Raw genomic sequence first — 13246 nt, forward strand, 5'->3', positions numbered from 1 at the left:
ACAGGAGTACACACATGACAGATCCGACCGTCGCGAAGGGGGCGTCCGTCCTGACGCAGCCCTTTGGCACCTGGCCGTCCGCCGTCACCACCGCCCTGGTCGCGGGCAGGACGGTGGGGCTGTCGGCGGTGCAGGCCGATGGCGATGCGATCCTCTGGCTGGAAACCCGCCCCTCGGAAGCCGGGCGGACGGTGCTGGTCCGCTGGACGGCAGGCACCGGCGCGGTCGACCTGACGCCGCCGCCGCTGGATGTCGGCACGCGGGTGCACGAATATGGGGGCGGGGCCTATGCCGTATCCGGCGGCCGCATCGCCTTCAGCCACCGCCCCGACGGCAGCGTCTGGGTGATCGAGGCCGACGGACCCGCGCGGGCGATCAGCACGGTGGCCGGCCTGCGCTTCGCCGATTTCACCTTCGATCCCGCCGGCGCACGGCTGTTCTGCGTGCGCGAGGACCACCGTGCGGGCGGCGAGCCGGTCTCGGCGCTGGTCGCACTTCCCCTGGCGGGCGGCGACCCGGCCACGCAGGCGGGGCAGGTCCTGGTGTCCGGCCCCGATTTCGTCAGCTCGCCTCGCCCGTCGCCCGATGGCGCCCATCTGGCCTGGATCGAGTGGAACCATCCCGCCATGCCGTGGGATGCGACACGCCTGCGCGTGGGCCGTCTGGAGCGGGACGGCACCCTGGCCGGCGCGCGCACCCTGGCGGGCGACGGCGATCCTGAATCGGTCATCGAACCCGCCTGGGCCGGCCCACGGGCCCTGTACGCGGCGTCGGACCGCAGCGGCTGGTGGAATTTGTGGCGCTTCACCCTGCCGGGCGGCGGCCCCGAACCCGTCGCCCCGATGGCGGCCGAGATCGGCCTGCCGCACTGGGTGTTCGGCCAATGCAGCTACCGTCCGCTGCCGGACGGATCGATCCTGGCCATCGCGATCGACCATGGCGAGGCGCGGACGATCCGGATCAAGGACGATCCGGACCCGTCCATGAGGGTCCATGCCGTGGCATTCGGCCATCCGGCACAATGCCCGGCCCCGCTGGCGGACGGATCGCTGGCGTGGATCGACACCCCGCCGGACGGCCCTCCGGCGGTGGTGCACGGCCGCGTGGGCGCGCCGCCGGATACCCTGCGGGCCGCCGCGGTCCTGGACCTGGCCCCCGGCGACATCGCCCGGGCCGAGACGATTCGTTTCCCGCTGCCCGACGCGCCGGGCGGGGTGCAGCGGGGCCATGCGTTCTTCTACCCCCCGGCCAGCAGCCGCTTTCGCGGCCCGGCGGACGAAAAGCCGCCCCTGATCGTGATGGCCCATGGCGGCCCGACCGGCCGGGCGAGCGAGGCGTTTTCCTTCAAGGTGCAATGGTGGACCAGTCGCGGCTTCGCCGTGGTGGACGTCAATTACGGCGGATCGACCGGCTTCGGCCGTGCCTATCGCCGTCGGCTGGAGGGGAAGTGGGGCGAAATCGACGTGGCGGACTGCATCGCCGCCTGCCGCTTCCTGATCGAGCACGGCCGCGTCGACCCCCATCGCATCGCCATTCGCGGCAGCAGCGCCGGGGGGCTGACGGTGCTGCTGGCGCTGGCGCGGTCCAGCCTGTTCGCCGCCGGGGCCAGCCTGTACGGCGTCACCGACCTGCGCGCCCTGGCGCAGGAAACCCACAAGTTCGAATCCCGCTATCTGGACAGCCTGGTGGGCCCCTATCCGGCGGCCGAGGCCACCTACCTGGCCCGCTCGCCCCTGACGCAGGCCACGGGAATCCAGGTCCCGGTACTGTTCCTGCACGGGCTGGACGACGCCGTCGTTCCGCCCGGACAGGCCCGCGCCATGGCAACGGCCCTGTCCGGCAACGCCGTGCCCCATGCCCACTATGAATTTCCCGGCGAAAGCCACGGCTTCCGGCGCGAGGCCACCATACGCCGCGCGCTGGACCTGGAACTGGATTTCTATGGACAGGTGTTCGGCTTCACGGTTCCGGATGTCAGCGAACGGGTGGTCATGCGGTCCTGATGGTCTGCATCGTCAGACCTTTCCGTACCGGCTGACCTCCTCGTCCCGGACGCCCAGCCTTTCCCCCAGGCGGACCAGGTCGGCCAGGGAATCGGCGCCCATCTTCCTCATGACGCCGGAGCGATGGGCCTTGATCGCGACGACGCTCAGGGAAAGACGGGCCGCGATCTGCTTGTTCATCAGGCCCGCGACGACCAGGGCCATGACTTCGCGCTCGCGCGCCGACAGGGTGGCGTAACGCTGCCGGGCGTCGGCCGCGCCCTGGTCCTGGCGCCATTGCCGCCACCATGTCTCCACCGCGTCCGAGACAGCCGACAGCATCGCCTGGTCGCCGAACGGCTTGGCCAGGAAATCGATCGCCCCCGTCCGCATGCCCCGGACGGCCATCGGAATGTCCCCATGACCGGTCATGATGATGGTCGGGATGCGGAGTCCCGCGTCGACGATCGCCTCGTGGAAGTCGAGGCCGTCGATCCGGCCCAGCTTCACGTCCAGTACCAGGCAGCACGGCCCCTGTGGCACGCCGGCCTTCAGGAAGGCGTGCGGGTCGGCAAACAGGGTCACGGTGAAGCCGGCGGAACGGAACAGGCTGTCCAGCGACGCGCGCACCCCGGCATCGTCATCGACGACGACGACATGCGGCCGGGGCCGGTCTTCCGGTGCCTGCCCGCTCATGCCGCTGCCGCCGCCGTGGCGTGCGCGGCGGGCAGCCTGACCGTTATGACGGCGCCGGAGGGCGTGCCGTTTGCGGCCGTGATCGCACCGCCATGCGACCGGACGATGTTCCGGCAGATCGCCAGTCCCATTCCCATCCCGTCCGGCCTGGTGGTGACGAAAGGCTCGAACAGCGCATTCGGGTCCGGTTGGGAAAATCCGGGCCCGGTATCCCGGATTTCCATTTCGATGGCGCCGGGACGGGATCTGTCCGCCCGCAGGGAAACGGTGATCGTCCTGCGCCGTCCGGCCACCGGTTCCAGCGCCTGTACCGCATTCATCATCAGATTCACGACGACCTGCTGAATTTCGATCCTGTCCGCGTGGATCATGGGAAGGTCGTTTTGAAAGATTTTCTGCACCACGACCCGGCGCGCCGTCGTCTCGGACTGGAGAAGGGCGATCGTATCCTCGACGATCCGTCTCAGGTCCAGCGGGCACCGCGCGACCGGCGCCTTGCGGGTCAGTTCGCGCACATGCCCGACGATGTCGGCGGCCCGCCTGCCGTTGGCCTCGATCTGGCGGAAACAGGACAGGGCCTCGTCGAGATCGGGACGTGTCCGGTCCAGCCATCGGCCGCCGGAGAAGGCCAGGGTCGTCATCGCCGACAGGGGCTGGTTGACCTCGTGGGCGATCGACAGCGCCAGATGCCCGAGCGTGGCAATGCGATCCGCATGCGTCAGCGCCCGGGCGTGGCGCGCCAGATCGTCCCTGGCCCGTTTATTGCGAATGGTCAGGATCGTCACGACAATCGTCGCGGTGATGCTCAGGGCAAGCCGCGCATAGGCGCCGTCGAAGGAGCCGCCATGATGGACGATCGAGAAGGCCGCGCATTCCAGCACGACGCAGGCCGCGCCGATCATCTGCAGCATCCGCATGGTCGCGCGATCGGCGGCGAGCACGATGACCAGCACGTACAGAACGCCGAAGGCGTCATGGGACGGAAACAATGTGATACCGAACACCAGCACGGCAATCAGCGTCGTCGCGCACCACAACCAGCCCCGCATCGGCCTCGCGCTTTCCTCTCTTTCGACCGCAACCTCCTGTTTCATGTGGTGAAACAAGACAGTCGCGCCCCCTATTCTGTTCCTGGATAAGACCGTTCCAAATAGTGAATTAAAACGGTCATATTAGAAAACGTTAACCCACCAGCAACATATACTTAAGGATACCCCACCCCGACACATTTTGCAATTGTGAGTAATTCGCATTTGTGGTTTTAACGAAGCCACCTATCCGTGGTTGTGAGAACGACAGAATGCCGCCTTCCCTGATCCGCCGTCGTATTTATCCCGCCCCGTTCATGGCGGGCCTGGCGCTGCTCTATTCCGGGATTCACGTCCATGCCGCCGACGCGGCAACCGACACCAAGACATCCAAGCCCAAGCATCATCGCCACGCCGCCGGCAAGGCGGCTGCTGCGGGAAAGGCGGCGGCGCATAATCCGGCGAAGGCCGCCCCTGCCCCGGCCGTCGCCGCGACCGGCACGACGGCCGCCCGGCCGCTCTATGCCCCGCCGGGGACGACAAGCACCATTACCCCGACGGAAGAAAACCTGACTGTCGTTGGCAGTCCGATGAACATCCTGCATCAGGATATCGGTCTCAGCCGCATGCCGCAGGATGTCATGCACACGCCGCAGACCGTCAATGTCGTGCCGCAGGTGCTGATGGAACAGCAGAACGTGAAAACCCTCGACGAGGCGCTGAGAAACGTGCCCGGCATTACCGCATCGGTCGGTGAGGGCGAAGGCGGGATGAGCGGCGACCAGTTCCTGATCCGCGGCTTCCAGGCGCAGAACGATATCTATGAAGATGGCCTGCGCGACTATGGCGTCTATAGCCGCGACAGTTTCGATTATGACCATATTTCGGTCATCAAGGGACCGTCGTCCGAGGTCTTCGGAAACGGCACCACCGGTGGCGCCATCAACATGGTCACCAAGATGCCCCATCTGGGGAACAGCTATAGCGGCCAGTTTTCCGGCGGCTCGGCGGACTATTACCGCGGGACGCTGGACGTGAACCAGCAGATCGGCGAATCCACGGCCATCCGCATCGCCGGCATGGGCAATGAAAATGACGAGGTCGGGCGTGACGACGTCTATTCCCATCGCTGGGGTATCGCGCCGTCCATCGCCTTCGGCCTGGGCAAGCCCACGACGCTGACGATTGAATATTTCCATCAGACCGATAACCGCATTCCCGATTACGGCGTGCCGCTGCTGACCAAGCCCGGCACGACCATCGCCCGTCCGGCCACCGAATTCGGCGTGAATCGCAACAACTGGTACGGCACGCAGTACGACCAGGACGATTCGAACGTCGATATGCTGTCGGCGCATCTCAAGCACGAATTCAACAGCCATATCACCTTCTATGACGACCTGCGGGGGGGGATGTACCAGCGTTATTTCTCCGCGTCGTGGGAAGGGTGTAATGCCACGTGTAACGCGGCATATTTCGGAAACGATCCCGCCAGCGCGCTTGTCGATCGCCGTGGCCATCTGGGTGGTCCGGAACCCTACCAGCAGAACGACTGGTCGGTGCAGAACGTCGCGTCAGCGATTGCGAAATTCAATACCGGCATGCTGAAGCACCAGATCATCGCCGGGTGGGACGTGGCCCATGTCTATGACCGTCGTACGAATTACGCCTACAACTACAATGGCCTGAATGGAACGCAGACCGACACGACCGGCCTCGTCAATCCGACCAATTTCGTGCCAGGACTCCTGCTTGGGAATGTCGGCCAATACAGCAGCAACCTTGTGAATATCAGCGGTGTCGGACGCGCGCTTCACAAAACCGGCGTTGCGACCGATGTCGGGGCTTTCTTCTCGGATCAGGTCTGGTTCGCACCGTGGTTCTCGGCCCGCGCCGGTTTCCGCTGGGACCATTGGGACAGCCATTATTCCGCCAACGAGGGAATGGTCGGCACGGGCGTTTCCTACGGCCAGAACCAGGATACCTACAATCCGACCGTCAACCTGATGTACACGCCCAATGATGACACCATGGTCTATTTCAACTGGGCACAGTCGACCACACCTCTCGGCCTGTATGTCACCAACAGTTCCGAACCGCTCCGGGCGACGAATGAAGGATACGCGCCGGAACGCAGCAGCCTTTACGAAATCGGCGCGAAATACAATGCTTTCCACGGTCGTATGGGCTTTACCGTATCCGCCTTCAGGCTGGAAAAAGGCAATTCCCTTCTGACCGATCCGACCACCGGTGACGTCACGCCGTCGAGCGACCGCCAGCGGAACCAGGGATTCGAATTGAGCGCATCCGGCGAAATCCTGAAGAACTGGAACGTGATTGCGACCTACGCATATTATGATGCGAAAACGATCGCGTCCGCCACGGCGGCGGATGTCGGCAAGCGCATTCAATATGCGCCGAAGAATTCGGCGACATTCTGGTCGACCTATACGATCGCACCGGCCACTCCATGGAACGTCACGTTCGGCGGCGGCCTGACCTGGCGGCAGAGCGTCTGGCTCGACCCCGCCAATACGGCGAAGGTACCGGATACCGTTGAATGGGATGCGATGATTTCGCACAGCTTCCTCAAGCATTGGAAAGTGGCCATGAACGGCTACAACCTTGCCAACAGGCTCAATTATTCGAACCTGTTCAGCGACCGCGTGACGCCGTCGACCGGCCGGGCTTTCCTGTTCAACATCTCGGCCACCTATTAAGGTTTTCACGATGCTGATCCATATTCCCTCGGTCCTGACGGTGGAGGAGGTCGCGCATTGCCGCCAGATCATGGCCGGCGCGGAATGGGTGGACGGCCGGGTCACGGCCGGCCCCCAGTCCGCCATGGTCAAGAACAACCTGCAGATCCCGCTTTCGTCCGATGCGCACAGGGAAATGCGCGATATCGTCCTGCGCGCACTGGGCCGCAATCCGACCTACAACAGCGCGGCCCTGCCGCTGCGGGTCGTGCCGCCGCTGTTCAACCGGTACGATGCCGGAATGTCGTTCGCGGCCCATGTCGACAACGCCATCCGCCCGATCCATGAAACCGGGGCGCGCGTTCGCACCGACCTGTCATCGACCCTGTTCCTGTCGGAACCCGATGAATATGACGGCGGCGAACTGGTGCTGCACGAGCCCGGCAGCACGCAGGAGCTCAAGCTGCCCGCCGGGGACATGGTCCTCTATCCGACCACGGCCCTGCACAGCGTCAACGAGGTGACGCGCGGTTCCCGCCTTGCCTCGTTCTTCTGGACGCAATCCATGATCGCGGATGAAGCGCGGCGCCGGATCATGTTCGAACTGGACAGGACCATCATGGACCTGAGGACGCGCCTGCCCGATGACGACCTGGCGGTGCTGAACCTGACGAACTGCTACCACAACCTGATGAGGCAGTGGTGCGTGCTCTAGCCCGCCTGCGCCGCCGTCAGCCCCGGTCCCAGCCCAGGGCGCCGCTCCCTGCCGAGATCGAGGCGATCCGGCAGCAGGCGGAGAAAGGCCATACGCTGGAACAGGTGCTGTGGGGCAAGATCCTGCTGAACAGTGTCTATGTTCCCAGCGACCCGGAAGCGGCCCGGACCTGGTTCACCATCGCGGCCAACGCCCAGTACGGGCCCGGCCACAACATGCTGGGGCGCTGTTTCCATTTCGGCTGGGGCTGCCGGCAGGATTTCCAGCAGGCGGCCCGATGCTACGCCCGGGCCGCCGAACTGGGGGATGAGTGGGGGCGGTACAATCTGGGCATATTGACCATGCGCGGCCTGGGCGTCACGCAGGACCTTGCCACGGCCCTGGCCTGTTTCCGGCAGGCCGCCCATGCGGGGCATGCGAAATCCATGAACCTCTACGCCCGCTTCCTGGAAGAAGGCTGGACCATCCCGCGGGACAGGCAGGCCGCCCTGTCGTGGTATCGGCGCTCGGCCGAAGGGGGCGATTATCGCGGCCAGCACAATTACGCCACGTTCCTGCTGGAAGCCGGCAAGCCCGACCAGGCCCTGCATTTGTGGGAACAGGCCGCCCGGACGGCAACCCCGGACATCCTGCAGGCCATGGCCCGCACCCTGGCCGGCATGGACAGGCCCGAGGCCGCGACACTACGCGAAACCGTCGAGACGCGCCTGAAGGCCATCCTGTAGCCCGGCCGTCACGGCCGCTGGAACACCGCCGCGATCCCCTGCCCGCCGCCGATACACAGGCTGACCAGCCCGGTGCGCCCGCCGATGCGGGCCAGTTCATGGACCAGGCGCACGGTGGCGATGGCGCCGCTGGCCCCGATCGGGTGGCCCAGCGAGATACCGCTGCCGTTCGGATTGACCCGTGCGGGGTCCAGTTCCAGCACCCGGCTGACGGCGCAGGCCTGGGCGGCGAAGGCTTCGTTCATTTCCAGCAGGTCGAGGTCCGCGATGCCCAGGCCGGCGCGATCCAGCGCGCGACGGGTGGCGGGGACCGGGCCCATGCCCATCTGCGACGGTTCCACCCCCGCGTGCCCATAGGCGACCAGTCGCGCCAGCGGCGTCAGGTCCAGCCGCCGCACCGCGTCCCCGGACGCCAGCACGACCATGCCGGCGCCGTCATTGATCCCTGACGCATTGCCGGCCGTGATCGTGCCGCCATCCTTGCGGAAGGCCGGGCGCAGGGCATCGAAATCCGCCCGGACGGCGTCGTGGCGCACATGCTCGTCCCGGTCGAACAGCGTGGCGCGGCCATTGGCGCGGATTTCGATCGGGACGATCTGGCCGTCGAACCGGCCGGCGCGGATGGCCGCCGACGCCCGGCGGTGGCTTTCGAACGCCAGGTCGTCCTGCATGGCGCGGGTGATGCCGTGGGTGGTGGCGACGTTTTCCGCCGTGACGCCCATATGCACGTGGTCGAACGGGTCCGTCAGCGCGCCGACCAGCAGGTCCAGCAGGGTCTGGTTGCCCAGCCGCCCGCCGAAACGGGCATCGGTCGCCAGGTAGGGCGCGCGGCTCATGATTTCGACACCGCCGGCGACGGCGATATCGGCATCGCCCAGGCGGATGGCCTGCGCGGCCGATATGATCGCCTGCAGGCCGGAACCGCAGATCCGGTTGACGTTCATCGCCACCGTCTCGACCGGCAGGCCCGCCCGCAGCGCAGCGTGGCGCGCGAGGTACAGATCGGCCGGTTCGGTCGGGATCACCTGTCCCAGCACCACCTGCCCCACCGCATCCGCCGGCAGCCCGGCCCGGTCCACGGCGGCCGCGATCAGCCGCGCCGCCAGCACCGAAGGGGCGGTACCGCGCAGGGCGCCCCCGAAACCGCCGATCGCGCTGCGTACGGCCGAGACGACGAAGATGCTGGTCATGGCCGAGGGTTCCGGGCGGTGTGCTGTTCCTGTCGGCGGCATGATGGCATGTTTCATGCCGCCGCTCTACACGGACGCCGCCCCGTCCGGGCCGGGTGTCAGGTCTCGACGATCGCGGTATGGCCCCTGGTGGGCCGGAAGCGCCCCTCATGCAGGGCGGTTTCGATGTCTTCCAGTGATGCACCGCGCGTCTCTGGCACCAGGAAGTAGATGAACGCGACCGACGCCAGATTGACCCCGGCATAGAACCACATCGTCCCGCCCAGCGAGATCAGGTTGACCAGCGTCAGCGCCGTGCTGGTCACCAGCAGGTCGCTGCCCCACAGGGTCGCGGCGTGCAGGCTGGTGGCGGTGCCGCGCATCGACAGCGGGAACATTTCCGCCCCCAGCAGCCAGCCGACGACCTGGATGCCGCCGGAATTGAACGCCATGAACATCAGCAGGAACACGATGATCATCCAGCTTCCGACGCTGCCCTTGTCGGGATGGATGGCGAACATCAGCCCCAGCCCCAGCAGGCTGGCCACCGATCCCGGCCCCATGATCAGCATCAGGCGGCGCCGGCCGACATGATCGACGATCGCCGAGCCCAGCATCGTCATGACCAGATAGACCATCGAGACCCCCAGGCTGGCCAGCAGCGCCGAGGAATGGCCGAAGCCCGCGTCCGACAGGAAGGTCGGGGCGTAATAGATCATCATCTCCAGCCCGCCGCACTGGGTGAAGAAGGCCACCCCCAGCGCCGCGACCAGCGCCGGGCGCACCCAGGGCTGCATCAGGCCGCGCCAGCCGCGATGCGCGTCATCGACGTCTTCCGCGGCTTCGTGGATCCTGCGGATTTCCTTGCGGACTTCCTTGCGCGACGTCCGCACGCGCGCCAGATGCGTGACCGCGGAATCCAGTCCCTCGTTTTCCGCCGTCCAGCGGGGGCTCTTGGGCAGGAAGAACATGGACACGAATACCAGTGCCGCCGGCAGGGCCGCGACCGCGATCATCGGCCGCCAGCCCCAGGCGTCGCGCGCGGCGAAACCGATGATGTTGGCGACGAAGATGCCGATCCCGATCGCGACGTTGAACAGCGTGACCAGCTTGCCGCGCCGGGCCGCCGGCGCCAGTTCCGAGATATACATCGGAACCACCTGGGTCGATCCGCCGACCCCCAGCCCCAGATAGACGCGTGCCGCGATCAGCATGTCCACATCCGGGGCGGCGGCGCAGGCCAGCGCGCCGGTCACGAACACGGCGGTGACGATCATGACCGACGTCCGGCGGCCGAACCGTTCCGACAGCCAGCCGGTGCCGACGGCGCCCAGCACCGCCCCCGCCAGGATCGCGGAGGCGACCAGTTCCTGATACAGGCTGCCCAGATGGAAATCCCGGGTAATCAGAAGCAACGCACCCGAAATGATACCGGTGTCGTAGCCGTAGAGGCCGCCACAGATGGCGGCCACGGCGGCTGCGAGCCAGAGCGTCCGCCCCGCATTGTCCGAAACCTCGAAATCGGACAGGGCGGGAACCGAAGGGGCCTGCGGTGAAAAATTCTGCATCCTGTTCTCCTTGCTCGGAAAGAGGCTCACTTTCCTGCCACACCCCTTGCCACGGTACATGGCTTCATGCGGGTGATCCCGGCGGTGGCCCGGACAGCGCCGCCTTCATCTGTGCGATCGTGTCCAGCATGGTGTGCAACGTGCCCCAGTCGTCATCGGTTGCAATCGGCTGCCATATGCTCTCCACGGTATCGACCAGCATCGTGCAGGGCGTGGCCCGGGAAAAATAGGGATCGGAAAGATCCAGGCCCGGCCGGGCAGGATGGGATTCGATCTGCCGAAGCAATGGTTCGAAATCCGCACCCTCGTAGAGGCGGGCATTGGGGCCGTTCGCGGCACGGTGCCTGCTGTCCGTTCCACCATACCAGTCGAAGAACAAAGATTCAAATCCAATGGCCGATCGTTCCAGAAAGCGCCATGCCGCGGCCGCCAGCGCGCGGTCATCGGCTTCGGAAAGTGATGACAGGCCAAGGCGTTTCACGATCACGCCGTTCATCTCTTTTCCATAACGATCTGGGAAATCGTCGAAAATCTTCTGCAGGCCGTCAACGTTCGTCAGCGGAAGCAGGCATTCGGCCAGCCGCGCCAGGTTCCACAGCAGGGCCTCCGGCTGGCGGCCGAAGGCGTACAGGCCGGAGTGGTCGAAATAGGCGGCGGTAAAGCCGGGATCGTAGCGGGGCAGGAAGCGCCACGGGCCGTAATCGAAGCTTTCGCCCGTGACGTTGATATTGTCGGTGTTCAGGACCCCGTGGACGAACCCCGCCCCCATCCATTGCGCGCCCAGGCGCGCGACGCGGGCGCAGACGATGTCGAACAGCGCCAGCGCCGGATCGCCCGCGCCGGCCCGGTCGGGGAAGTAGGTGTCCATCACATAGGCCACCAGGTGCGCCAGGCTGGCCTGGTCGTCCAGGGCCGCCAGGCGCTGGAACGTGCCGATGCGGATATGCGAATGGCTCAGCCGCGCCAGCACGCATGACCGGGTGGGCGAGGGCTCGTCCCCCCGATGCAGCGCCTCGCCGGTTTCGATCACGCTCAGGCTGCGCGAGGTCTCGACCCCCAGCGCGTCAAGCATTTCCGTCGCCAGGATCTCGCGCACCCCGCCCTTCAGCGTCAGCCGCCCGTCGCCGCCGCGCGACCAGGGCGTGCGGCCGCTGCCCTTGGTGCCGATATCCAGCAGCCGTCCGTCCCGCACATCGCGCACCTGCGCGAACAGGAACCCCCGCCCGTCGCCCAGGTCGGGGTTGTACGCCCGGAACTGATGCCCGTGATAACGCAGGGCCAGCGGTGTCGGCAGGTTGTCCGGCAGCGGGACGAACCGGCCGAAATGATCGATCCATTCCGCGTCGGTCAGGCCGTCCAGCCCGACCTGCGCCGCGGCCTCCTGGTTGCGGAAGCGCAGGATATGGGCGGGAAAATCCGCCGCCGCCACCGGGTCGTAGAACGCATCGCCCAGGGTCAGGTGATTGCGGGCGGGGCGGTAGGTGGGTGAAAGGGGCATCTTGTGTCACCAAAAACTCTTGAGACGAGTCAGGAAAAGATCGGCAGGTCCAACGAGTCCGCTCGTGGGGCGAAGAACGCCTCGATCGCCGCATCGCTCCATGCCGCCTTGTCCATCCAGCGCGGGGCGTTGTCCTTGTCCACGATCTTGGCCCGCACGCCCTCGGCGAAATCGGGCTGCTCCAGCAGGCTGGCGATCAGCCGGTATTCCTGTTCCAGCACCGTATCCAGGTCCGGCAGCCGCCGCGCGGCATGAAACGCGCGGAACGTCACGCGCAGCGACAGCGGCGATGCCTGCCGCAACGCCGCGCGGTCCGCCTCGGCCCAGGGGGCGCCGTGGCGGTCCAGGCGGTCGATGATCGTCGCCACGTCCGGCGCGTCGTACAGCGTATTGATCGCCGCATGGTCGGGACACGCCCCGTCCCGTGGCGCGGCGGGGGCCATGTCCACGACCTGGCCGGCCGGCCGGCGGGCCAGGCCTTCGGCCAGGGCCGGCAGGTCCGCCGCCGCCAGCATCCGGTCGGCGAAGCCCGCCGCCACGGCCTCGCCGCCCTGCATCCGGCCGCCGGTCAGGGCCAGGCGCAGGCCGGACAGGCCCGGCGCGCGCGACAGGATATACGACCCGCCCGCGTCCGGCGTCAGGCCGATGGCGGTCTCGGGCATGGCGACCACCGCCCGTTCGGTGACGATGCGGTGCCGCACATGGCCGCCCAGTCCCACCCCGCCGCCCATCGTGATCCCGTCCATGAACGAGACCACGGCCTTGGGATACCCCGCCAGGACCGATACCAGCCGGTAGCCGTCGCGGAAGATCGACGCCGCCGCCGCCGGACCGGCGGCGCCCAGCGTGGCATGGATGGCCCGCAGGTCCCCCCCGGCGCAGAAGGCGCGCGGGCTGGAACTGTCGATCAGCACGGTTTCGACCGACGGGTCCTCCCGCCAGTCCGCCAGGCAGGCGGCGATGCGCGCGAACAGCGTCCTGTCCAGCGCATTCAGCGCCTTCGGCCGGTTCAGCGTCATCCGCCCCAGGCGGCCCTGGCGGGTGATCAGCAGCGTGTCGGCGTCCATGGCGGCATCCATGATGGTGGTTTCCTCCTGTTTTCCCTTGCGCGATAATATGACAGAAGATGCGGCGTTGGTGTGTCGCCCCGTCGAAACGGACCAGAC

At 66.7% G+C, this 13246-nt stretch carries 10 protein-coding genes; 4 read left to right on the forward strand and 6 right to left on the reverse strand.

Annotated elements, in window-relative coordinates; translation table 11 throughout:
• Nucleotides 1–14 precede the first annotated feature (14 nt).
• Nucleotides 15–2003, forward strand: coding sequence for a S9 family peptidase (locus GDIA_RS09810; RefSeq protein ID WP_012224381.1), 1989 nt, complete (start codon nt 15–17; stop codon nt 2001–2003).
• Nucleotides 2004–2015: 12 nt separating this feature from the next.
• Here GDIA_RS09810 and GDIA_RS09815 read toward each other — a convergent pair whose 3' ends face one another.
• Nucleotides 2016–2678 (reverse strand): response regulator transcription factor, encoded by a 663-nt coding sequence (locus GDIA_RS09815; protein ID WP_012224383.1) that lies wholly within the window; start codon nt 2676–2678, stop codon nt 2016–2018.
• Complete coding sequence (locus GDIA_RS09820) at nt 2675–3727, reverse strand: sensor histidine kinase (protein ID WP_231854228.1); 1053 nt, start codon at nt 3725–3727, stop codon at nt 2675–2677. Before GDIA_RS09820 ends, GDIA_RS09815 begins: the two co-directional genes overlap by 4 nt.
• A 251-nt stretch (nt 3728–3978) precedes the next feature.
• Between GDIA_RS09820 and GDIA_RS09825 the strand changes: the two genes are divergently transcribed.
• The 3 genes from GDIA_RS09825 to GDIA_RS09835 are packed head-to-tail and all read left to right on the forward strand — an operon-like array spanning nt 3979 to nt 7845.
• Nucleotides 3979–6426: a TonB-dependent receptor gene (locus tag GDIA_RS09825; protein WP_012224387.1), complete on the forward strand. Its 2448-nt coding sequence runs from the start codon at nt 3979–3981 to the stop codon at nt 6424–6426.
• A 10-nt stretch (nt 6427–6436) separates the two neighbouring features.
• Nucleotides 6437–7120 carry a Fe2+-dependent dioxygenase gene (locus GDIA_RS09830; RefSeq protein ID WP_012224388.1) on the forward strand — a complete coding sequence of 228 codons (684 nt, stop codon included), beginning with the start codon at nt 6437–6439 and terminating at the stop codon, nt 7118–7120.
• On the forward strand, nt 7108–7845 hold the full coding sequence (locus tag GDIA_RS09835) for a tetratricopeptide repeat protein (protein WP_012554052.1): 738 nt from the start codon (nt 7108–7110) through the stop codon (nt 7843–7845). Before GDIA_RS09830 ends, GDIA_RS09835 begins: the two co-directional genes overlap by 13 nt.
• 8 nt (nt 7846–7853) lie before the next feature.
• Here GDIA_RS09835 and bktB read toward each other — a convergent pair whose 3' ends face one another.
• The 4 genes from bktB to GDIA_RS09855 form a co-directional block, all read right to left on the reverse strand.
• Nucleotides 7854–9035 carry a beta-ketothiolase BktB gene (gene bktB, locus GDIA_RS09840; RefSeq protein ID WP_012554053.1) on the reverse strand — a complete coding sequence of 394 codons (1182 nt, stop codon included), beginning with the start codon at nt 9033–9035 and terminating at the stop codon, nt 7854–7856.
• Nucleotides 9036–9133: 98 nt separating this feature from the next.
• Complete coding sequence (locus tag GDIA_RS09845) at nt 9134–10582, reverse strand: sugar porter family MFS transporter (protein WP_012224394.1); 1449 nt, start codon at nt 10580–10582, stop codon at nt 9134–9136.
• Between the two features lie 64 nt (nt 10583–10646).
• A complete protein-coding gene (locus tag GDIA_RS09850; protein ID WP_012224396.1) occupies nt 10647–12080 on the reverse strand; it encodes a protein adenylyltransferase SelO in 1434 nt (477 codons plus the stop codon).
• A gap of 29 nt (nt 12081–12109) precedes the next feature.
• On the reverse strand, nt 12110–13159 hold the full coding sequence (locus GDIA_RS09855; protein WP_012224398.1) for an enoyl-CoA hydratase/isomerase family protein: 1050 nt from the start codon (nt 13157–13159) through the stop codon (nt 12110–12112).
• Nucleotides 13160–13246: the final 87 nt, after the last annotated feature.

This window comes from Gluconacetobacter diazotrophicus PA1 5 (assembly GCF_000021325.1).
GTDB classification, from domain to species: Bacteria; Pseudomonadota; Alphaproteobacteria; order Acetobacterales; family Acetobacteraceae; genus Gluconacetobacter; species Gluconacetobacter diazotrophicus.